At 59.8% G+C, this 22296-nt stretch carries 22 protein-coding genes; 14 read left to right on the plus strand and 8 right to left on the minus strand.

Annotated elements, in window-relative coordinates:
* From AGR2A_RS04815 to AGR2A_RS04825, 3 genes are read right to left on the minus strand one after another with little or no spacing between them, the layout of a single operon-like run.
* Positions 1 to 630, minus strand: coding sequence for a 2-dehydro-3-deoxy-6-phosphogalactonate aldolase (locus tag AGR2A_RS04815; RefSeq protein WP_004440240.1), 630 nt, complete (start codon positions 628 to 630; stop codon positions 1 to 3).
* Between the two features lie 15 nt (positions 631 to 645).
* Entirely contained in the window at positions 646 to 1560 is a 915-nt protein-coding gene (locus AGR2A_RS04820) for a 2-dehydro-3-deoxygalactonokinase (protein WP_045532632.1), read from the minus strand.
* Positions 1560 to 2330, minus strand: coding sequence for an SDR family NAD(P)-dependent oxidoreductase (locus tag AGR2A_RS04825; protein WP_035211810.1), 771 nt, complete (start codon positions 2328 to 2330; stop codon positions 1560 to 1562). The genes AGR2A_RS04820 and AGR2A_RS04825 overlap by 1 nt, the downstream gene beginning before the upstream one ends.
* Positions 2331 to 2413: 83 nt before the next feature.
* Here AGR2A_RS04825 and AGR2A_RS04830 point away from each other — a divergent pair, with 83 nt between their 5' ends.
* The 13 genes from AGR2A_RS04830 to AGR2A_RS04890 all read left to right on the plus strand — a co-directional run bounded on the left by AGR2A_RS04830 (position 2414) and on the right by AGR2A_RS04890 (position 15820).
* Entirely contained in the window at positions 2414 to 3283 is an 870-nt protein-coding gene (locus AGR2A_RS04830) for an IclR family transcriptional regulator (RefSeq protein WP_072494028.1), read from the plus strand.
* 208 nt (positions 3284 to 3491) lie between these two features.
* On the plus strand, positions 3492 to 4232 hold the full coding sequence (locus AGR2A_RS04835; RefSeq protein WP_004440251.1) for a helix-turn-helix transcriptional regulator: 741 nt from the start codon (positions 3492 to 3494) through the stop codon (positions 4230 to 4232).
* Positions 4233 to 4310: 78 nt separating this feature from the next.
* Positions 4311 to 5534 carry a CmpA/NrtA family ABC transporter substrate-binding protein gene (locus AGR2A_RS04840; protein WP_004440252.1) on the plus strand — a complete coding sequence of 408 codons (1224 nt, stop codon included), beginning with the start codon at positions 4311 to 4313 and terminating at the stop codon, positions 5532 to 5534.
* Between the two features lie 127 nt (positions 5535 to 5661).
* The gene (locus tag AGR2A_RS04845) at positions 5662 to 6792 is read left to right on the plus strand and encodes an Mrp/NBP35 family ATP-binding protein (protein WP_004440253.1); all 1131 of its coding nucleotides are present in this window, start codon (positions 5662 to 5664) and stop codon (positions 6790 to 6792) included.
* A 334-nt stretch (positions 6793 to 7126) separates the two neighbouring features.
* Positions 7127 to 8104, plus strand: a complete 978-nt coding sequence (gene corA / locus AGR2A_RS04850; RefSeq protein ID WP_006699906.1) for a magnesium/cobalt transporter CorA — start codon at positions 7127 to 7129, stop codon at positions 8102 to 8104.
* Positions 8105 to 8119: 15 nt separating this feature from the next.
* Positions 8120 to 10039, plus strand: a complete 1920-nt coding sequence (locus AGR2A_RS04855; protein ID WP_004440255.1) for a potassium transporter Kup — start codon at positions 8120 to 8122, stop codon at positions 10037 to 10039.
* A gap of 364 nt (positions 10040 to 10403) precedes the next feature.
* Positions 10404 to 11567 carry a cell wall hydrolase gene (locus tag AGR2A_RS04860; protein WP_072494029.1) on the plus strand — a complete coding sequence of 388 codons (1164 nt, stop codon included), beginning with the start codon at positions 10404 to 10406 and terminating at the stop codon, positions 11565 to 11567.
* A 270-nt stretch (positions 11568 to 11837) separates the two neighbouring features.
* A complete protein-coding gene (locus AGR2A_RS04865) occupies positions 11838 to 12203 on the plus strand; it encodes an AtpZ/AtpI family protein (protein ID WP_022555707.1) in 366 nt (121 codons plus the stop codon).
* Positions 12204 to 12264: 61 nt separating this feature from the next.
* Entirely contained in the window at positions 12265 to 13014 is a 750-nt protein-coding gene (locus AGR2A_RS04870; protein ID WP_004440258.1) for a F0F1 ATP synthase subunit A, read from the plus strand.
* A gap of 72 nt (positions 13015 to 13086) precedes the next feature.
* Positions 13087 to 13314, plus strand: a complete 228-nt coding sequence (locus AGR2A_RS04875; protein ID WP_003494147.1) for a F0F1 ATP synthase subunit C — start codon at positions 13087 to 13089, stop codon at positions 13312 to 13314.
* A gap of 80 nt (positions 13315 to 13394) precedes the next feature.
* Positions 13395 to 14036: a F0F1 ATP synthase subunit B gene (locus tag AGR2A_RS04880; protein ID WP_004440268.1), complete on the plus strand. Its 642-nt coding sequence runs from the start codon at positions 13395 to 13397 to the stop codon at positions 14034 to 14036.
* Position 14037: 1 nt separating this feature from the next.
* The gene (locus AGR2A_RS04885) at positions 14038 to 14523 is read left to right on the plus strand and encodes a F0F1 ATP synthase subunit B (RefSeq protein WP_004440269.1); all 486 of its coding nucleotides are present in this window, start codon (positions 14038 to 14040) and stop codon (positions 14521 to 14523) included.
* 313 nt (positions 14524 to 14836) lie between these two features.
* Positions 14837 to 15820, plus strand: a complete 984-nt coding sequence (locus tag AGR2A_RS04890) for a ribose-phosphate diphosphokinase (RefSeq protein WP_004440272.1) — start codon at positions 14837 to 14839, stop codon at positions 15818 to 15820.
* A 91-nt stretch (positions 15821 to 15911) separates the two neighbouring features.
* Here the strand turns inward: AGR2A_RS04890 and AGR2A_RS04895 are convergent, their stop codons facing one another.
* Together AGR2A_RS04895 and AGR2A_RS04900 are read right to left on the minus strand one after the other, a co-directional pair.
* Positions 15912 to 16565 (minus strand): ribonuclease HII, encoded by a 654-nt coding sequence (locus tag AGR2A_RS04895; RefSeq protein ID WP_072494030.1) that lies wholly within the window; start codon positions 16563 to 16565, stop codon positions 15912 to 15914.
* A 438-nt stretch (positions 16566 to 17003) separates the two neighbouring features.
* Positions 17004 to 18161, minus strand: coding sequence for a PA0069 family radical SAM protein (locus tag AGR2A_RS04900; RefSeq protein WP_022555710.1), 1158 nt, complete (start codon positions 18159 to 18161; stop codon positions 17004 to 17006).
* A 284-nt stretch (positions 18162 to 18445) separates the two neighbouring features.
* On the opposite strand from AGR2A_RS04900, the gene AGR2A_RS04905 reads away from it, so the two are divergent.
* A complete protein-coding gene (locus tag AGR2A_RS04905) occupies positions 18446 to 18964 on the plus strand; it encodes a hypothetical protein (RefSeq protein ID WP_004440279.1) in 519 nt (172 codons plus the stop codon).
* Between the two features lie 11 nt (positions 18965 to 18975).
* Here the strand turns inward: AGR2A_RS04905 and AGR2A_RS04910 are convergent, their stop codons facing one another.
* From AGR2A_RS04910 to AGR2A_RS04920, 3 genes are all read right to left on the minus strand, one after another.
* Positions 18976 to 20403, minus strand: coding sequence for an FAD-binding oxidoreductase (locus AGR2A_RS04910; protein ID WP_107327577.1), 1428 nt, complete (start codon positions 20401 to 20403; stop codon positions 18976 to 18978).
* Positions 20404 to 20451: 48 nt separating this feature from the next.
* A complete protein-coding gene (locus AGR2A_RS04915; protein ID WP_072494873.1) occupies positions 20452 to 21429 on the minus strand; it encodes an L-threonylcarbamoyladenylate synthase in 978 nt (325 codons plus the stop codon).
* A 143-nt stretch (positions 21430 to 21572) separates the two neighbouring features.
* On the minus strand, positions 21573 to 22181 hold the full coding sequence (locus tag AGR2A_RS04920) for a DUF6656 family protein (protein WP_004440288.1): 609 nt from the start codon (positions 22179 to 22181) through the stop codon (positions 21573 to 21575).
* Positions 22182 to 22296: the final 115 nt, after the last annotated feature.

Genomic DNA, 22296 nt, shown 5'->3' on the forward strand with positions numbered 1-22296 from the left:
TTATCCTCCGATGGCTGCATCATAGGCCGACAGTGTGACAGTGGCGCGTTCGCGTACCTCCGCTGCGGTCATGCCGGGTTTATAGAGGCTGGTTCCGAGCCCGAACGCCATGATGCCGGCCGATGTATAGTCGGCAAAATTCTTATCCGAGACACCGCCGACCGCGGCGATGACCAGATCCTTCGGCAGGATCGTCCGGATCGCATTGATGCCGGCGGGGCCGATGATGCTGGCGGGGAAGAACTTCAGCCCGGTCGCACCGGCTTTTGCGGCCACCAGCGCTTCGGTGGGGGTGAGAACGCCCGGCATCGTCACCATGCCTTTTTCACGTGCAGCTGTAATGACCTCCGCATCGGCATTGGGGCTAACCATCAGCCTGCCGCCTGCCGCGTCCAGCGATGCGACGTCTTCCACGCTCAGCACGGTCCCGGCGCCGATCAGGCAATCGGCGGGCGCCATCTTTGCCGCGATCTCGATGGAGCGGAACGGATCGGGGGAGTTCAGCGGAATTTCGATGGCGCGGAAGCCGGTTTCGATCAGCGCGCCGACAACGCCTTCTGTCTCCTCGGGTTTCAGGCCGCGCAGGATGGCAATCAGCGGATATTTGATGGAAGGGAAGGGAATACGCATGGTCGATCTTTCTTCTTATGGCCAGATGGCTGTTGCAGCGGCCAGCAATCCGCGCCGCACGGCTTCGTCTGCGTCGATGACCGTATAGTGGATATCGAGAGCGGTGAAGGCACCTTCGTAAAGCGCGCCAAGCGCGCCGGAGCCGATCAGCACCACTGGTGTCTCCCGCCGCGCCGTCGAATGCGCGCCGGCGATCTCCAGCCCGATCATGACGCCGGAAAGCCTGGCCTTGGCATCCGTGGCGGCGAGGCCATGCAGCAATTGACCGGAGCGCAGTGTGAACAGCCGGTTGCTGGCGAGCTGCGGATTGGCGTAAATGTCGAGCACGGCCGCTCTGAAGTCCTCGTGTTGGCCGGTGAAAGGCTCCGCCTCGGCCACCGCATGGGACAGGATCGTCTGCTTGGAGATGACCTCGAACAGTTCGCCGGTCATGAAGGTGGCAAAGCCGTTGACGTCGCCATCACGAACGGTCACCCATTTGGAATGCGTGCCGGGCATACAGACAAGTTTCTCGCCGGTGTCCGAGGAGGCAAGAGCGCCGAGCAATTGCGTTTCCTCGCCACGCATCACGTCGGGCGCGTTCTTATCCCGCTGCGCCAGCCCCGGCAGAATGCGCACATCGCGCGCCTGACCCGGCACGCGAACCGCGCCATCCAGCACCGACGACAGCGATGCCGGCACGTCGATGTAACCCGCTTCGACCCAACCCTGCCGCGCGCCTGCCATACCACAGACGAGAACCGGCAAATCTTCAGGCGCGCCGATGGCGTCGAGATGCGCTTGCAGAACCTCGGCAAAACCGGTCCGCATGGCCGTGGTCATGCCTTCCGAACTTCTGCGCTCCGCCAGCACAGCACCCGAGCGGCTCATGAGCCAGAGCCGGAAACTGGTCGTACCCCAGTCAACGGCGATAAAAGCGGGTTCAGACATTATAGAAGGCCTCCGTCTACGATTATGGATTGCGCCGTGATGGCGCTTGATGCCGAGGATGCGAGAAACAGGCATGGCCCAGACAAATCGGCAGCGACGAGCGTGCGCTTCAAGCATTGCCGCGCCGTGGTCGTCGCAATGCCCTCATCCGTCAGCCACAGTTCCTTCTGCCGCTCGGTCACGATCATGCCCGGCAGCAGCGTGTTGACGCGGATATTTTCTGGCCCCAGCCGGCCGGCAAGGCTTTTTGTCAACCCGATGATACCTGCCTTCGCCGCCGCATAGGAGGGAAGTTCGCCCATGTTGAGCAGAAACGAGATGGACGAGAAATTGATGATGGAGGCGTCTTTCGCGAGCCGGAGGTAGGGAAGCGCGGCCTGAACGGTAAAAAACATCTGCTTGAGATTGACCGCCTGATTGGCATCCCAATAGGCTTCCGTCACCGTATCTATGTCATGACGGTCGTCCCAGGCGGCGTTGTTGACCAGAACCTTGATGCCGCCGATCGCCGAGGCCGCCTCAGTGACGGTCACGGCTATGGCCGCCACGTCTCGCAGGTCGGCCCTGAAGAAATGGACCGGGTGGGGCGACACCCCGGAAAGCCGCCGGACCAGCGCTTCGCTCGGCTCTTCGGCGATATCGATGAATGCTACCTTAGCGCCCTGCATGGCAAAGGCTTCCACGAGCGAAGCCCCGATGCCGGAACCGCCGCCGGTGATCAGCACGCCCGCATCCTTGAGGTCCGGAAATTGGGCTGTCGTCATCGGCATGATCTCATCCGTCAGGGGCTTGATTGTTCCATTATTTGGAACTAGATTTTAATAAATGGAATTATTCCCTTGGCGCAAGCCTCATGTCAAGGCGAATGACAATGGATGTTGCCATGCCTGATATCGAAATTCCCAATGGCAGGATGCGCAGCGCAGTTCCAGCCGCGCGGCAAAAAACCGATAGCGACACCGGTACACTTGGTAAGGCCATCTCGCTCCTGGAACTGATCGCCCTTTCTGAAAGGCAGATGCGTTTCACCGATGTGGTGGAAGCGTGCGGGCAGCCGCGAGGCACCGTCCATCGCCAGCTCGCACATCTGCTTGCCGAAGGCCTGATAGACCAGGCCCCCGACCAGACCTACGTTGTTGGCCTGAGGCTGTTGCAGTTTGCAGCCAAAGCCTGGAGTGGCAACGATCTGCGCAGCATAGCCGCCCCACACCTGGCGGCGCTGCAGGAGGCAACGCAGGAATCGGTGCATCTCGCGGTTCTGATCGGGCGCGAAGTGACCTATCTGGACAAGATTGAGGGCAAGCACAGCTTGCGCATGCATTCGCAGGTTGGAAAGACCTCGCCAGCCTATTGCACCGGCGTGGGTAAGGCTGCGCTGTCGCTGCTGCCCGCCGGCGATCTGGAAGATCTCGCGGCCGGGCTGGATTTTAAGCGCTTCACGGACAACACCATCACCACACCGCAGGCCCTGATGGAGGATGTTTCGGCCATTCGCACCCTCGGTTACGGTTTCGATCTTCAGGAGCACGAGATCGGCATTCATTGCGTTGCGGCGCCGTTACCGGCCCCGGGACGCAGTTTCCGCGCGGCGATTTCAGTGACCGGCCCCGCCTACAGGGTGGATGTGGAACAGCTCCGCGCCTGGGCGCCGCTGGTGCGTGCAACCGCCGATAAAATTTCGGCAGAACTTGTCTATCGCTTATCGCCGGTTGCGGATGATTGACGAAAAGCCGATGCCTCTTATGGGGTTGCCCGCCCGCGAAAAAGAGGAGACATGACCGGCTTACGCGAGATAACGCTAATTTTCGAATATTCTGATCTAATTTTCAACTTTTGTTTGCATGAATCGATTTGCTGAGTAACATCCTCAAAATTCCGGGCAGAGGCGGGCCTTTGCGGCGGCATTTCCTCATGCTCGAAGAACAGCTTTCATGCAGAAAACAGAAACGGCCAGCGTTCAGTCGATTGGTGTTGATTGCGTTCGCGAGATCGCCAATCTTAATACGCAGTTCGATATATTCCGCTTCCTGAAGCGGCTGACGGAGGCGTGGGAATTCAGGGCCTTCATGGTACTCGACCTCACTACAGAGGTCTCAAGCGAATTGTCGCATTATACCGTCATCACCAGCTGGCCGGCCGAACTGTTGCAACGCTATGATGAAGAAGGCGAGTTGCAGAACAGCCGCGTCATGGCGCGGCTAAGAAAATCCACTGTACCCTTTTCCGTGTCGCTGGATTTCCTGGTCGAAGGCGAGGGGCATGTCCTGAAGAAAAACGTGGTCGCGCTTTTCGAACGGTTCGAGATGATAAATTCCGTCTGGTTCCCGGTGCATGATGTCACCCTCAGGCGCGGCGCCGTATCCTTTTCCGGCAACAAGACGGCCCTGCCGGAAGCCCGACTTGCGGAGCTTTTTTACATTTCCAGCCACGTCTTTGCCCGGCTGTCCGAAATCCGCCGTCTCGATCTCCGCGTGCCGGAAACATTGAGCGAACGGGAAATCGACTGCCTGAACTGGACGGCAGCCGGAAAGACCAGTGCTGAAATCGCCGAGATCATGATGTTGTCGGAGCATACCATCAATCACTACCTGAACCGCGCAACGAAAAAACTCGATACGGTCAACCGCACCCAGGCGGTCGCCAAGGCCCTGCGCGTCGGACTGATTAAATAGCGAAACTCGCAATTTTATCATTGTGATAAAGCCCTTCCTGGGCGATCCTCTTTTCGAATCACCGGAAAGGAGAAATCGTTGCCGGAGCGGCATAGTGTAAAAGCGGGATTTTCTCCGACTGTCGATTGCGCCGTGCTGATAGTCGCTGCCGAAAAAGGCTTTGCCGCCGATGAAGGCATAGAACTGGAACTGGTCCGAAAGCAGTCCGCACGTGGTGTTCTTTCGGTGCTCGGCGAGGACGGCGTTCAGATCGCGCATTTGCCCGCTCCCGTTCCCGTGGGGTCGGCCGTTGGTCTCCATGATATGCCGGCCAATATCATCGGCGTTTTCACGCTTTCCCTCGGCGGCTCCGCGACCACCGTTTCCCCTGGGTTTTATGATGAACTTTACCGTGAGGGACTGAAGCTGCCGGACCCGGCGGCTTTCGGCCGTGCGATGGCCCGCGTCTGCGCCGCACGCCGGGCCGCGGGTGAAAATCCGCCCGTCTTCGCGGTTGAGGATATCGCCTCGACCTCCTTTTATGCCCTGCGTTATCTGCTCGGAAGCTGCGGTGTGCTGCTTGGCCGTGACATGGAAATCGTCGAAGCGCTGCCGAAGGCGATGCCCGGGCTTCTGGAAAGCGGCGACGTCGATGCGCTCTGTTCTGCTGAACCCGCGGGCAGCGCAGCGGTGCTGGGTGGCGCCGGGCGTATCGTGACGACGGGCGCGCTCATCTGGCACAATGCCCCGGAAAAAATACTTGCCGTGAAGCGAGATTGGGCTGATGCGAATGCCAGCCTGTTGGAGGGGCTGCTGCGCGCACTTTACCGCGCGGGCGAGTGGTGCGCCAACCCCGCCAATATCGAGGAACTTGCCGGTATTCTGGCCGCCCCCCATTATATGAACGTCAGTGGCGAATTCCTGCTTCCGGCCCTGACGGGCTATATTTCGACTTCGCAGAAGGACATGCAGCGTTTTCAGGAATTTTTCGTCACCAGCGCGAAAGCGGCGAATTTTCCATGGCAAAGCCAGGCTCTTTGGTTCTTCAGCCAGATGTTGCGCTGGGGGGAAATACCCGCCGGTTGCCGTTTCGATGCCGCGGTGGTGGAAGCCGCACGCAATGCGTATAGGCCGGATATTTTTCGCAAGGCGATGAAACCACTTTTCGTGCCGGTGCCAGGCGCCAATCTGAAGCTGGAAGGCACGCTGAGGGAACCTGTTCATGTCGGCGCATCGCGCACCGGCCTCGTTCTGGGACCCGACTGTTTCTTCGACGGGCGAGTCTTCGATCCGGAGACGCTCGATATGGATGACGAGATTTGAAATCGCAGCGCTAAATCGTCGCGAATGGTTCCTGTTTGCGCTTTGGCATTGGCGAACCGCTCCCGCTTGTCTATGGATGGCGCAAATTGTTTCCCGATCAGACCGGACGATGTAACGGAGTAAGACAATGGCAGAGGTCAGCAAGAACCAGGTGGAAAAGGCTCTGGACGCCGTCATCTATCCCGGCAGCGGCAGAAGCATCGTTTCCCTCGGCATGGTCTCGGAAATCTTCATCGCAGATGGAAAGGCCTATTTCTCGATCACCGTCCCGGCCGACAGGGCGGCCGAGATGGAGCCGTTGCGCCTGTCCGCCGAACAGGCGGCGAAGGGCGTTCCGGGCATCGCCGGCGCGGTCGTGGCGCTGACTGCCGATCGCAAGCCCGGCCAACAGCAGCCGGCGCCGGCGCGTCCCGCCGCGGCAGCCGGCCGGCCAACACAGCAGCCGGGCTCGTCCAAGGTGGGCGTCCCCGGCGTCCGCGCCATCATCGCCGTCGCATCGGGCAAGGGCGGGGTCGGCAAATCGACGACATCAGTCAATCTTGCGCTCGGCCTTCAGGCGCTTGGCCTGAAGGTCGGCATGCTGGATGCGGATATTTACGGGCCTTCGCTGCCGCGGCTCCTCAAGATTTCCGGTCGTCCGAAACAGCAGGAAGACCGCATCATACTTCCCATGGAGAATTATGGGCTGAAGGTCATGTCCATGGGGTTTCTGGTGGATGAGGAGGCCGCGATGATCTGGCGCGGGCCGATGGTGCAGTCCGCCCTGATGCAGATGCTGCGTGAAGTCGCCTGGGGCGAGCTTGACGTGCTGGTGCTGGATATGCCGCCCGGCACGGGTGATGCGCAGCTGACCATCGCCCAGCAGGTGCCGCTTGCCGGCGCGGTCATCGTTTCCACTCCGCAGGACCTCGCGCTGCTCGACGCGCGCAAGGGCATCACCATGTTCCGCAAGGTGGAGGTGCCATTGCTCGGCGTCATCGAGAACATGAGTTACTTCATCGCACCCGATACCGGCGCCCGCTACGATATTTTCGGCCACGGCGGCGCGAAGGCGGAAGCCGAAAGGATCGGTGTGCCGTTCCTCGGCGAGGTGCCGCTCACCATCGCCATCCGCGAAATGTCGGACGCCGGAACGCCTGTCGTCGTTGCCGACCCGGATGGTCCACAGGCTGCGATCTACCGCGAGATAGCGAAAAAAGTCTGGGAGCGTATTGGCGCCGGTGAAAGAAAAGCGGCTCCAAAGATCGTTTTCGAATAAGCTACGGACGGCCGGCAAAACCGCAAAGCGCACCTGCGCTGTGAATAGTCCTGTAAAAACAGAAGATTGATGGCCAGTAGCGGTGCGGTTTCTGGCCATGAAGTCCAGAAGTGCTTCGTCTGCAAAGCTGTCGCGAAAAAATATTGCTTGATTGCATCTCGCTTTGGGCGCATACGCCTGCGCCGTTTGGCTCTTGGTCCATCGGGCTGGCGCGATATGACGTTGCGCCTGTTTCGGTGGTCCCTGAAGTGTCGTCCAAAGGTTTGCCGACAGCAAACAGGATATGTTAAGCAGCATTGCGGCTAAGGCCTGCAATGTGGAGCGGAGAAACGGATTGATAAAAGCCTATCGCGCCAATTGCGAGGCGATCAGCCTGTCGTCAGACGACGGCTCCGTACAGATTCCTGATGACATCGTCTGGATCGATCTCGTCAACCCGGACAGGGCGGAAGAGCAGCATGTGGAAAAGCTGCTGCAGCTCGATCTGCCGACGCGTGAGGATTTGAAGGATATCGAGCCCTCCAGCCGTCTCTACATGGAAGACGGCAATGTTTTCATGACCGCATCGCTGGTGTGGAAGGCGGATTCGGACGACCCCCGCCTCACCGATGTCGCCTTCATCCTCGCCGGCACGCGCCTCGTAACGATCCGTTATGCTGAGCCGAAATCATTCCACCTTTTCATTGCCGCCATCACCCGCGCGCCGCATGAGATGCGCAGCGGCACGGCGCTGCTTTTGAAACTGCTCGAGACAATCGTCGATCGCACGGCCGAAATTCTCGAAAACTCGGTCGCTGGCATCGACAATCTCGCCGCTGATATTCTCGGCAGCCAGGCCCGTTCCAAGCGCAAGGCGCCGCGTTATCTCGAAGACCGCCTGACCAACATCGCCGCGTATCACCGGCTAATCTCGAAGGTCCGCGATAGCCTAGCATCGCTGGCGCGCCTGCAGACCTTCCTGTCCACCAGCGGCCAGGTTCGGGAAGACAAGGGCGCGAGGGAACAGGGCAAGTCGATTTCCCGTGACATACAGTCACTGACGGAGCACGCATCCTTCGTTTCCGGCAATCTTACGTTCCTGCTGGATGCCTCGCTCGGCATCATCAACATCGAGCAGAACAGCATCATCAAGATATTCTCCATCGCTTCGGTGGTTTTTCTGCCGCCCACGCTGGTGGCTTCGGTTTACGGAATGAACTTTCAGCTCATGCCGGAGTTGAACTGGACATTTGGTTATCCACTTGCGCTGATCGTCATGGTGATGTCCGCAATCATCCCGTTTCTCTTTTTTCGTTGGAAGGGCTGGCTCTGAGGAGCCAGGATCATCATGTCCCAGATCGCTGACAAGGATGTTGCCGAGAAGCCGGATGCGGATGACGCTCACAAGAACAAGGGGCTTTACGCCGCTATCCTTGGTTCGATCGGCGTCGTTTATGGCGATATCGGCACCAGCCCGCTCTACGCCTTTCGCGAAGCCCTGCGGCCCATCGCCTATGACGGGGTGACGCAGGAAGAGGTCATCGGCCTTACATCGCTGATGATCTGGTCTCTGACGATCATCGTCACCTTCAAATACATCACGCTTTTGCTGCGCGCCGACAATGACGGCGAGGGCGGCACGCTGTCGCTGCTGGCGCTGCTGATGAAGACGGCCGGCACCCATCGCAGCGTTCTTATCGTGCTTGGCCTGATTGGCGCGGCGCTGTTTCTCGGCGATGCCATGATCACCCCGGCACTTTCAGTGCTTTCGGCGGTGGAAGGCCTGAAGCTCGTCACCCCGGAGATGGACGCCTTCATCATTCCGATCTCTGTCGGCATCCTGATTGGCCTCTTCGCCATCCAGTCCCACGGCACCGGCACGGTGGCAAAATTTTTCGGACCGATCACCGCGGTCTGGTTCATCGTCATGGGCCTTGCAGGCCTCATTCATATTGCTGACGACTTCAGCATTCTCTTTGCCTTCAACCCGTGGCACGCGGTCGAGTTTCTGGCGAATGAAGGTTTTTATGGCATTGTCGTGCTCGGCGCGGTGTTCCTGACGATCACGGGCGCAGAAGCGCTTTATGCAGACCTCGGCCATTTCGGCCGCCGTCCCATCCAGTGGGCGTGGTTCTGTCTGGTATTCCCGGCGCTGACGCTGAACTATCTGGGGCAGGGCGCGCTGGTGCTGAAAGACCCGGCAGCCATGTCCAATCCCTTCTATCTGATGTTCCCGCAATGGGCGATCCTGCCCGCCGTCATTCTGGCGACCGCCGCGACAATCATTGCCAGCCAGGCCGTTATAACGGGCGCCTTCTCACTGGTTCGCCAGGCGATTCACCTCGGCTATCTGCCGCGTATGGAAATTCTCTTCACCTCGGAAACCAATACCGGGCAGATTTATCTTCCGGCGGTCAACACCATCCTGCTTTTCGGTGTCGTTGCCCTGGTCCTCACCTTCAAGAGCTCGGATGCGCTGGCCACCGCCTATGGTATTTCGGTCACCGGTGCGATGGTCGTCACCAGCCTGATGTTCTTCGAGTTCGTGCGCAAACGCTGGCAATGGTCGATCTGGCTTGCCCTTGCGGTGCTGACCCCGCTTCTGGTGCTGGAACTGATCTTCCTCGGCGCAAACCTTCTGAAAATTCATGATGGCGGTTACGTGCCGGTGCTGCTGGCGATTGCCTTCACGGTCATCATGACGACTTGGCAGCGCGGTTCGAGAATCCTGTTCGCCAAGACGCGCCGCATCGATGTGCCGCTGAAGGCCTTCATCGCCTCAGTGGAAAAGGAAAGCGCCCATGCGCCGGTGCGCGTACCGGGTACGGCGATTTTCCTCACCGGCGATCCGGAAACGGCGCCGGCGGCTTTGCTGCATAATCTGAAGCATAACCATGTCCTTCACGACAAGAACGTCATCCTGACGATCCGCACCGAGGATCAGCCGCGCGTTCATCCGGCAGATCGTTATACGTTGACGAAGATGAGCGACCGTTTTGCCGTGGTCGAGCTGCATTTCGGCTTCATGGAAACCCAGAATGTTACCCAGGCGCTGGGCTATCTGCGCCGCACGGGCTACAAGTTCGACATCATGTCGACCTCCTTCTATCTCGGCCGCCGCAAGCTGGTTCCAGATCCGAAATCGGGCATGCCGGGCTGGCAGAACCGCCTGTTCATCGCGCTCGCCGAAACCGCGGCCGATCCCTCCGACTATTTCCGCCTGCCTGCCAATCGGGTGGTGGAACTCGGTTCGCACGTCGTGGTGTGACGAAGTGGCATGCCCTTAATATAGCTGGGCGATCTCGTTCTCTCTGTCATACCGGCCTTGAGCCGGTATCCAGCCAGCCCAAGTCCTTGGGGTGAAAGGGTCTTTACGCCGCGCCGACGCGCGACGGCTGGTTCCGGCTCGAGGCCGGAATAACGGCTGAGGAGATGCCCTGCGGCGCAGTTCTGATCGGCACATGGGAACTCGACTCCGCGCCACACTCATTAGCATTCCCTCACACATTAACGTGAAGGCACCTTCCTGCGCGGCGTTAACCAACCATCAAGGTTAATAAGAGATTCTCGAACACCTGTAGAAAATTCGGTTGTCGGTGTTCGGAGTGCTGGTTTTGCGTTCGAAAAGAGTAATGCGTCGTCGGTCCCCCGTGTCCTTTCAGGGATGGGCGTCCAAGTGGACGTCACCCGTTGTCTTCGGCCTGGCCGCCTGGCTTGTCTTTCCCTCCCTCGCTGCGCGTGCCGATCTCGCCTCGCTTCTGGCGGGCCTCGACAAGGGCGGCGAACAATGGCGCATGGTGCTGACTGCCTCCCCGGCGGGCTCGACGCATAACGCCTCCCTGACATTCAACGATGCGGAAGGGGACGAGGCGCTGCATGGCGGCGGCATGACCCTGCCCAATGGCAGCAAGGTCGCGTTCGTCACCAACAAGAAGGGCGAGGCAACGACGCCGGACAGCGAGCGGGTGAACCGCGCCGGCAAGAAAGGCCGCATCGTCGCCACCGAAATCATGCAGCCGCCGAAGGCCTTCACCGCCGGTTCGGTGCTGCAGCGCACCTCGATGCTGGATATCGAGCCGCTGAAGCGCAAGGATCGCACCGCCTTCGTCAAGCCGAAGCGCGGCAAGGATATCGAACTCGCCTCTTTCTATTTCCGCCGCGAGGAAAAGAAGGCGGACAAGAGCGTCTCGCCGATGCTGGCGGAACTCGTCACCAACCGCACGCCGGACATCCTGGCGACGGCCTATGCGCCCGCCGAACCGGATTTTGCCCGCGAGTCTCCCTTCGACGCCATTCTGAAGAAGCCGGAGGCCGGCCGCTTCGTACCGCAGATCAACCCAGATGACCACGCCTGGGCCGCAACGCCGCTGCCGGCAGCCGTGTTTTCTCCGGCCGAACAGCAGTGCCTTGCATCAGGCATCTATTTTGAGGCGCGCGGTGAGTCCGTTAAAGGTCAGGCGGCGGTGGCGCAGGTCATCCTAAACCGCGTGCGCAATCCGGCCTATCCGAAAACCATCTGCGGCGTTGTCTACCAGAACAAGGACTGGCGCAATCGCTGCCAGTTCTCCTTCGCCTGCGATAATATCAAGGACCGGGTGAATTCCGAACGCCACTGGAAGATGGCGCGCGAAGTGGCCATGGCGACTACGGCCGGCAAGATCTGGCTGAAGGAAGTTGGCTCTGCCACCCACTATCACGCCGTTTACGTGCGTCCCGCCTGGGGCAAGTCGATGAAGAAGGTCGGCAGAATCGGCCTCCACGTCTTTTACCGTACCTATGGTGGCGGCTGGAGCTGATACCACCGCCAATTTGTCGCATTTTGCGTGTCAAAAATGCCGATTCCCCGGCGAAACATCGCCCCCAAACCGTGATTTCTAGTCAAGGCATTGTTTTTGCATGATTAATTTGTGCCTAAACAACCGCTCGCAGTGCCTTGACTAGAGAAGCCCCTAAAACTATGTTGCGCGCGACTTCAGAGCGGGCTGGAACAGGCTTAATCCGTCACCGTTTACAACTCCAAAGGGTTCTGGCATGGCTGGAACGGAGAAAATGGGTGGGATTTTAAGATGACTGGCAACCGTGACGATAGTCTGGACGAGCGCCGCAAACGCCTTGCTGACGAGTTGGCAAAGGTGAAGGCGGAGGATGAGGCGGAAGTGAGGGCGGAGACCAACGCTGCGGAGAGCCGGAAAGGCTTTGCGATGGCGGTTAAGCTCTCATCGGAGTTCATTTCGGCCATCGTGGTCGGCGCTATGCTGGGTTATCTTCTGGACTATTTTGCCGGCACGACGCCGTGGGGGATGATCGTTCTTCTTCTTCTCGGTTTCTGCGCAGGCGTATTGAATGTGTTGCGTTCGACGGGCGCGGTGGCCAAGCCGCCGCTGCTTGAGAAGGCGGACAGACGAGACGAGGGTGGAAAACGCGGCCTTTGAGGCTGTTTTTCCTTACAGTTGAGATGCCGCGACAGTCGGCGACAGGTAAAGAGGGCAGCCGGTGGCAAACGATCCGACCCATCAGTTCTTGGTGCAGCCGATCATTCCGATCGAAATTGGCGGCGTCGATTTTTCCTTCACCAATGCGTCGCTCTTCATGGTCGCGACCGTGGCTGCTGCTTCCGGTTTCCTTTATTTCGCAACGTCGAACCGCGGCCTGATCCCCACCCGCATGCAGTCCGTTGCCGAAATGTCCTATGAGTTCATCGCCTCCATGCTGCGCGAAGGCGCCGGCAAGAAGGGTATGGTGTTCTTCCCCTTCGTTTTCTCGCTGTTCATGTTCGTGCTGACGGCAAACCTGCTCGGCATGTTCCCGTATTTCTTCACGGTCACCAGCCAGATCATTGTCACCTTCGCGCTCGCCTGCCTCGTCATCGGCACGGTCGTGGTTTACGGTTTTTATAAGCACGGTCTGCATTTCTTCGGCATTTTCGCCCCCTCCGGCGTGCCCAAGGCGCTTCTGCCGCTTGTGGCGTCGATTGAAATGATCTCCTTCCTGTCGCGCCCGATCAGCCTTTCCGTTCGTCTTTTCGCGAACATGCTGGCCGGCCACATCACGCTCAAGGTTTTCGCAGGCTTCGTCGCCTCCATGAGCGCGCTTGGCGCGCTCGGCGTCGGCGGTGCAGTCCTGCCTCTCATCATGACGGTCGCCATGACCGCTCTCGAATTTCTCGTTGCCTTCCTGCAGGCTTACGTCTTCGCGGTACTGACTTGCATGTACCTGAACGACGCCGTGCATGGTGGTCACTGAGAAGTAAAGTCGCTGGCCCCGGCAACGGGCGTCAAAAACAGCCGCAACAACCAATATCTCAAGGAGTCTCACATGGAAGCGGAAGCAGCAAAGTACATCGGCGCAGGTCTCGCATGCCTCGGCATGGCTGGTACGTCCCTCGCACTCGGCCGTATCTTCGGTGATTACCTGTCCGGCGCACTGCGCAACCCCTCTGCTGCCGACAGCCAGTTCGGCCGTCTGGTATTCGGCTTCGCCGTTACGGAAGCTCTGGGCATCTTCTCGCTGCTCGTTGCTCTCCTTCTCCTGTTCGCTGTCTAATATCGGCATCAGGTCTGGATCACGGCCCGCAACATAGCGTGCCGTGATCCTTCGCATTTGCAGTCCCCCTGGAGGTGAGCATGTTCGTGACCGAGGCTTATGCCCAGTCAGCACCGACCGTAGGTGAAACGCATACGGAAACTCCGGCCGTTGGCCAGCCGCAACCGGAAGCCACGCACACGGAAACCGGTGTAGCGCATGGCGCCGAGCACGGTTCTTCCGGCGTTTTCCCGCCGTTCGACCAGTCTACTTATGCATCGCAGGTCCTGTGGCTGGCGATTACGTTTGGCCTTTTCTACCTGCTCATGCAGAAGGTCATCGTTCCGCGCGTCGGCGGCATTCTGGAAAACCGTCATGGACGCATCGCACAGGATCTCGACGAAGCGGCACGGCTGAAAGCTGAAGCTGACGCTGCCGTCGAAACCTATGAAAAAGAACTCGCGGCAGCCCGCGCCAAGGCAAGCTCGATCGGCGCCGCGGCCCGTGACGCCGCCAAGGCGAAGGCCGATGCCGATCGCGCGGCTATTGAAGCCGGTCTCGCCGAAAAGCTTGCCGCCGCCGAAAAGCGCATTGCCGGCATCAAGGACCAGGCTTTCGCCGATGTCGGCGCCATCGCCGAAGAAACCGCGACCGCAATCGTCGACCAGCTGGTTGGCGCAAAGGTCAAGGACACGGACGTGAAGGCAGCGATTGCCGCCGCTTCGAACGTGAAGGGAGCCTGATATGGCATTTGATGCATCATTTTTCGCTCTCGTCGGTCTCGTCCTTTTCTTCGTCCTGATCGCCTATCTCAAGGTTCCGGGCATGCTCTCCAAGTCTCTGGACGAGCGCGCGCAGAATATTCAGGACGAGCTGGCTGAAGCCAAGCGCCTGCGTGAAGAGGCCCAGCACCTGCTGGCCGAATATCAGCGCAAGCGCAAGGAAGCCGAAGCCGAAGCCGCCGGCATCGTTGCCGCCGCTGAACGCGAAGCCGCCGCATTGACGGAAGAGGCCAAGCAGAAGACGGAAGAATTCGTCGCCCGCCGCACGGCCCTCTCGGAACAGAAGATCAAGCAGGCCGAAGAAGACGCCATCGGCGCCGTCCGCGCCGCCGCCGTCGACATCGCCATTGCCGCTTCCGAGAAGCTGCTGGCCGAAAAGACGACGGCCGCCGCAAAGGCCAAGCTTTTCACCGCCACGATCGGCGAAGTGAAGTCGAAACTGAACTGAGATTTATCTCGGTATTGTTCAAAACCCCTCCGGCCCCGCCGCGAGGGGTTTTTTGTTTGAGGTGATAAAGCTGGTTACGATTGGGTGCCGCCTGCACTACGAAAATGCGGCATTCGCTAACAGGCATTTCTCTTAGGGTGGCGGTAACTGGCTGCAATGTTTTTGATGCAGATTGCTCATCGCTTTGCTCCAATACTTGGCATGGTTTGGACGCACCGAAAGCATCGGAAGGCCCTTAGCAACACTGCCCGCAAAGGGTTGACTATGACAGAGGCAACTATCATAAGCTGGACAGTTAAGGGGAGAGTTCTCGTTGAACCAGATAGCCATCTTCAGCGGTAGTGCGCATCCCGAACTTGCGAAGGAAATTTGTTCCCACCTCGGCGTGCCGTTGCATCCGGTGCGCACTAAGCGCTTCTCCAACGATTGCCTTGAGGTCCAGCTGCAGGCAAACTGCCGGGAGCAAGATGTCTTTATCGTCCAACCGCTCAGTGCGCCTGTGCAGGAAAACCTGATCGAGCTGCTCTTGATGCTCGATGCGGCGCGTGGTGCGTCGGCCTCACGCATCACCGCAGTCATTCCGCACTTTTCCTATGCTCGCTCCGATAAGAAAGATGCGCCAAGGATCTCCATCGGCGGTCGGCTGGTCGCAGATCTCCTAGTTACGGCAGGTGCCAGCCGCGTGCTCACCATGACGCTGCATTCCCCCCAGGTCCACGGCTTTTTCAGCGTGCCTGTTGATCAGCTCCACGCCTTGGGCGAGCTCGCCAATTATTTCTTCCGTTATGATCTCAGCCGGGCTGTCGTCGTTTCCCCCGACCTTGGCAATGCCAAGAACGCGGCCGCCTTTGCAAAGCGGCTGAATGTGCCTGTCGCGGCCGGCGCCAAAGAACGGGTGAGCGATACCCAAGTGCGCATCTCGGCGCTGATCGGCGATATCCGAAATCGCGACGTCATTGTGCTCGATGACGAGATCGCCAGCGGTGGCTCCATTCTTGAGCTGCTCCAACATCTGCGGGCCCACGGCGCACGCACCATCCGGATCGCCACCACGCACGGAATTCTCGCTGGCTCTGCAGTTGCCCGGCTTGCCGCGGAACCGGACGTGCTTGAGATCGTGTGCACCAACACGGTGCCCATCGCTGCCGAAAAGCGCCTTCCCAAGCTTACCGTGTTGTCTGTCGCACCGGCTCTCGCCGAAGCAATGCGCCGGATTAATTCGGGGGATTCCGTTAGCGCGCTTCTGGCCGAGGACATTGCTCCGGCCCAAGTGATCACCGCGTCTCAAAGCAAATGAAGTGAGCATTTCTTTGGACCGCCGGACTAGAGATGTCCTCAGGTGGCGCCGCCGTCACGTCCGCGCTGCGGCCAGAACTTCACCATTTGTCTCAATCCCGCTTCAGTGGCCGAAAGCTCATCCTGTGCAGCGCGCAGGGCCCGTGGCTTTCGATGGCGCGCAGGTGGGCCGGTGTGCCGTAACCGGCATGGCCTTCGAAGCCATAGGATGAATGCACCACACCCGCGCGTTCCATCATCCGGTCGCGGGTCACCTTGGCTACGATTGAGGCGGCGGCGATGGAGAGGGAGCGGGAATCGCCCTTGATGACGGCCTTGGCTTCGCAGGTGATGCCTGGCGGCCTGTCGCGGCCGTCGGCCAGTACGAGGGCGGGGGAAATTTCGAGTCCGAGGACTGCGCGGCGCATGGCGTCGAGGCTGGCGCGCAGGATATTCATCGTGTCGATCAGGCCCGGGCCGGAGGAGGCGACCGATACGATCGAGGTTTCCATGATCTGGACGAACAGGCTCTCGCGCTTTTGCTTCGTCAGTTTCTTGGAATCATCCATTCCGTCAGGAATATTGTCCGGATCGAGAATGACGGCGGCCGCAACCACAGGGCCGGCGAGCGGGCCACGCCCTGCCTCGTCCGTGCCGGCGACCGGCCAGAGGCCCTTCTTTCGCGCTTCCAGTTCGAACGAGAAATCCGGGCCGGTATCGGCAAGATCAAAAAGGGCAGGAGAATCGGGTGTGGCCGTGCGTTTCATGCGGCGAAACTGGCACACACACCCGATCTCCTGCAAGCCCCCGGAAGCGGGCGATGACAGGCAAGATGAGCCGGGGTCAAGGGGCGTGGCTCACCGTGCCCAAGGTCGTCATGACCTTTTATCCTCCAGCAGGGCGGCGGAGGAAAAACGATCGCACGCGAGGCGGCGGTTCCAGGGGCGATGTCCGGCGGGCCAGGGAAAACCAGCCGGGCATTTCGTCGAGAGCAACACGATGAGACGGTTGCTCCTGTCATTTGAATTCCGTTTATTAAAAGCTCACAGCACCTCGTATTGTCGGCGCGTTACCCCATGCTCGATGTCCTCTCGGGCTTGATCCGATCCTGCCGCGCTCGGTTCACGTTCCAGGGTCGAGCCCGAGGGTAGCGTCTGGTTCATCACGGGCATTCATTACCTTCAGTCACTTTCACCATGCGGCTCTCAAAGCAGAGACAATTGCACCCCGGCACCGCCCGGAGGCACGAACAGGTCGTCACGCAGGTTGATGCCGCGGCGGATGAGACCAAGTCTTTTGGTCGCCATCTCGAATCGCCTGCCGATCTGCCAGGCATAAGGGCCATCACCCTTCATGCGCTTGCCGAACTCCGCGTCATAATCCTTGCCGTCGCGCATGGAGCGCACCAGCGACATGACATGACGGTAACGGTCCGGATAGTTGCGCAGCAGCCAGTCACGGAACAGCGGGCTTACCTCCAGCGGCAGCCGCAAAAGCACATAGGAAGCCTCGGTCGCGCCAGCAGCCTTGCCGGCCTCAAGAATGCGCTCGATTTCATGATCGTTAAGCGCCGGGATGACGGGTGCCATCATCACCGCCACCGGAATTCCGGCATCCGTCAGCGCCTTGACGGCCTCCAGCCGCTTCTCCGGCGTGGCGGCGCGCGGCTCCATCGTGCGCGAAAGCTTGCGATCCAGCGACGTGACGGAAATGCCGACCTTGACGAGCCCCTTTTTTGCCATTGGCGCGAGAATATCAATATCCCGCTTGATCAGCGCCGATTTGGTGACGATGGCGACGGGATGATCAGCCTTGGCCAGCACTTCCAGTATCTGCCGCATGATGCGCCATTCGCGCTCAATCGGCTGGTAAGGGTCGGTATTGGTGCCGATGGCGATTACCCGCGCCTTGTAGCCGGGTTTCGCCAGTTCCCGTTCCAGAAGTTTGGCCGCATCAGGCTTGGCAAACAGCTTGGCCTCGAAATCAAGTCCGGCCGAAAGGCCCATGTAGCTGTGAGTGGGCCTGGCAAAACAGTAAATGCAGCCATGTTCGCAGCCCCTGTATGGATTGATGGAACGATCGAAGGGGATATCGGGCGATTCATTGCGGGTGATGATGCTGCGTGGCTTTTCCACCTGCACCTCGGTGCGGAATTCCGGCATCTCTTCCAGCGTCTGCCAGCCATCGTCGAAGACCTCACGCTGCAAGGCTTCGAAACGTCCATCGGGATTGAGCCCCGCACCGCGGCCGCGGCGACGGTCAATCTCGATGCGCAGGCCGGATGCATCGGCCAGCGCATTGGCAATGTCAGGCATATGGCTCGGCTGGAAGGCAGCCTGCCCCGAAAGCGAATGATTTCTCATCTGGATGCTCCCAAGACGTCGCACGCCTTTCGAGGCACGCTGAACGCCCTAAACCGTTTCCATCCGGAGAGGCCTCATCGCCCCTCGAATGATTAAATTCCTACATCACGAATGAGAACAATACAAGAACAAAATTGTAAATTTGGCTCCTTTTGTACTGCCGGGGCCAGCGCCAGGACGGGCACGCCGGCACCTGAGATCGCGGAAAGCGACATAAACCCCCGCGGATTTTACCGCGACGAGCATGGTGGCAATTTATTGTGCGATGCGTTAGAGCTATGCACATGTTGACAGTCATAATGGAATGCCGGGATCAGGAGCCGGAACTGGCGCATACGCTGTCTGCGCTTGTCACCGGTGCCGTGGAAGGGCTTGTAAGCGATGTGGTGATTCTGGATCACGGTTCGCGCGATGGATCGTCGCGTGTGGCCGATGCGGCCGGCTGCCGTTTTTATGGGCAATGGGAACTGGAGGATATCGTCAAGTCCGCGCGTGGCGGCTGGTTGCTGCTGATCGAGCCGGGCGCACGCCCGCAGGCAGGCTGGATCGATGAAATCCTGGAATATGTCGCGATCTGCGAACAGCCAGCGCGCTTTTCCCCATCACGTTATCACCGGCGGAATGTTTTCAGCCGTGTCCTGCGCCGCACCCCGCCGCTGGAGCATGGTTATCTCCTGCCGAAGAAGCACGCGATGTCGATTGCGAAATCAGGCATGAGCCTGACGCAATTTGTCGGCGCGCAGAAGCCGCGCCGGCTGAATGCGGAAATGGTGCCCGCCTGGGCATTGCGGGCTTCGGCCTGAGGCGGGAAGGGTTATTCCGCCAGCACCTTACCGGGGTTCATGATTCCGGCGGGATCGAATGCGTGTTTGATGCGCCGCATCAGCTCCATTTCGATGCCGGGCCGGATGGCGGCCAGTTCGTCGCGCTTTAACTGGCCAATGCCGTGTTCGGCGGAAATCGAACCGCCCAGCGACAGCACGATGCCGTGCACGATTTCGTTCATGTCCCGCCAGCGGGCGAGGAATTGCGCCTTGTCCGCCCCCACCGGCTGGGAAATATTGTAATGGATGTTGCCGTCGCCCAGATGGCCGAAGGCGCAGACACGGGCGCCCGGGATGGCAGCAAGAACCGCCTTTTCCGCCGTCGCCATGAACTCCGGTATTCTGGAAACCGGGACGGAGACATCGTGCTTGATGGAGCCGCCCTCCGGCTTCTGCGCATCCGACATGCTCTCGCGCATGTGCCACAGTGCCTGACGCTGGGCTTCGGAGGCGGCGATCACGGCATCCTCGACCAGCCCGGCCTCAAAACCACGCTCCAGCAGCAATTGCATCATCGTATCCGCCGTCTCGGCCGAATCGGAGGTGGAGATGTCGATGAGTGCGTACCAGTCATGGGGCTGTTCCAGGGGATCGCGCACGCCGGGAATATGTCTGGCGGTAAACTCCACGCCAATCCGTGGCATGAGCTCGAAGCCGGTCAGCGCCGTGCCGCAGAGGTTTGACGCCATCTCGAACAGCTTCAGCGCATCTTCGGTTGAGGTCAGCCCGGCGAAGGCCACCTGATGGCCGAGTGGCTTCGGGAAAAGCTTCAGCACCGCGCCGGTGATGATGCCGAGCGTGCCTTCGGAGCCGATGAAGAGATCACGCAGATCGTAACCGGTATTGTCCTTTTTCAGCCGGCGCAGCCCGTTCCAGATCTCGCCTGTCGGCAACACCACTTCGAGCCCGAGGCAGAGCTGGCGCATATTGCCATAAGCAAGCACTGCGGTACCGCCGGCATTGGTGGCGAGATTGCCGCCGATGCGGCAGGACCCCTGAGAGCCGAGCGACAGCGGAAACATGCGTTCAACCGAATCGGCGGCTTTATGGATGTCATCGAGAATGCAGCCGGCATCGGCAACGATGATATTGGCGACGGGATCGATGTCGCGAATGCGGTTCATGCGCTCCAGCGAAAGAATGATGTCAGTTCCCCCGGCGCGCGGCGTTTGCCCGCCGACAAGGCCGGTGTTGCCCGTCTGCGGCACGATTGGGGTACCCGTCTCGCTGGCGAACTTCAGGATGGCCGATACTTCCTCGACCGATCCGGGTTTGAGGAGCAACGGCGAAGCGCCACGATAAAGCCCGCGATTTTCCACCAGCCGCGGGGCCATCTCTGCCGCATCGCGCACCACATTCCTGTCTCCGACAATGGCGGCAAATCGGTCGAGGATGTCGGAGGAGGGGACGGTTGTCATCAGGCGTCTCTCTGTCATTTGAAACGGTGGGCGAATGGTCGGCGGGCCTCAGCTCCGCGGTGCGGCGGCGCGGGAAAGGCGGTCATTGATCGCCTCTCCAAGACCGTGAGTGGGAATGTTGGTGATGGCGATGCTGTCTGCGCCGCTTGCATCGGCGGCCTTGAGGTAATCGAACAGGTTGGCGGCGGCCTCGGAAAGATCGCCGGAGGGGCTGAGATCGAAAACGGCGCGGGCGGTCTCTTCACCCGAAACCGGGATACCTTCGAACCGGATCAACGCTTCGCCAGGCGAAACCGATGTGGCGTTGAGGCGCACGGTGGCGCCGGGGGCATAATGCGAAGCGAGCATGCCTGGCGCCTCGATGGCCGCCGACGCTTTTTCAGAACGTTCAAGCCGCTTGCCCGCAACACGCTCTATTTCGGCCGTGACGACGCCGCCAGGACGAAGCAGACGCACCCTTCCATCTTCCTCCACCTTGACGATGGTGGATTCGACGCCGACCGAAGCCGCCCCGCCGTCGAGAATGAGGTTGATTTTCTGACCGAGATCGGCCTCCACATGGGCGGCGCTTGTCGGGCTGATCTTGCCGGAACTATTGGCGCTGGGGGCTGCGAGCGGTTTGCCGAACCGGCGGATAAGATCGCCGGCAAAACCTTGCGGTACGCGAATGCCGACCGTATCGAGCCCGGCCGTCGCCAGCGCATGAATATCGCTTGCCGGTTTCAGCGGCAGCACCAGTGTCAGCGGGCCGGGCCAGAAGGCCTGTGCAAGATCAAGCGACATGGGATCGAAAATGGCGTAACGTTCCGCCATGGCGATATCTGCCATGTGGCAGATCAACGGGTTGAATTGCGGCCGGCCTTTGGTCTCGTAGATACGGGCAATGGCCGCAGGGTTGGTGGCATCGGCGGCAAGGCCGTAAACGGTTTCCGTCGGCAGGGCGATCGGCTGGCCGGCGGCAAGCTCCGTGACGGCTGCTTGAAGGGCGGTTTCCCGCTCGTTTTCAATATGGATATGACGCGCCATGATGCTGCCTTTCAGGGCGGTCAATAGCGTATTTCCGGGCAGAATGGAAAGCGCTAATGCACATTGTCCGAAACTGGTCGTCGGTTTCGGGACAACGACATGCCTAAGAAAGAAAGATGAAGTCCCTGGGGGCTTTGTCGCTGCTATATCGCCTTGATGATCCTGCGCATCTCCTCCGAGCGCGCGCCGAGCATGAGGACGTTTTTCAGCGCCACGCGCGGATCGTGGGTCTGGAACAGCAGGCCGCCGCGATGAACGGATGTATCGACGGCGATTTCCTGATCGGGAAGGGCGTTGATGGCGACAGCGAAATACATCCTCGAATAACGCGCATCGATATTTTCGAAGAAGTTTTCGGCACCGCTCAGTTCCGCGAAGAAATTCGCGAAATAGAAGGACCATAGCACATGACGCTCTGCATCGAAGCTGGTCGTCGCCGCCGTGACGTGGCAATAACCCAGATGCGGCCGGTCATTCAGCAGATGGTGAAAAACCATCTTCGGAAAACGGATGGACTGGTGAAAACCGTTCAGGCGGCTGTGGGTGGCATCGGCGGCAGCTTCCAGCTTTCGCCCGGTCAGCGCAGCCACTTCGTCATGGCTGTAGTAGACGCGTTCTTTCGGCAGCCACCGCTCTTCGTAACGGCTGATGCGCCCTGTCCGCAAAAAATCGGAATGCGCGGTCTTCGAGCGTATCGGTGTGACCGAATGCCTGCTCGCATCGAAATAGCGTATGCGTGTCGCCTTCTCCACCGGGAACACCCTCGTTGCTGTCGATCCGGTAAGATAATTTAGGGTGCGTTAATACTCCGTTGCGCTGCAGCCCCTGTTTTTTGATGGGTGGGCAGTGGCTGCGCCATCATGCGTC

The sequence above is a fragment of the Agrobacterium genomosp. 2 str. CFBP 5494 genome (assembly GCF_900013495.1).
In the GTDB taxonomy this organism is placed as follows: Bacteria; Pseudomonadota; Alphaproteobacteria; order Rhizobiales; family Rhizobiaceae; genus Agrobacterium; species Agrobacterium pusense.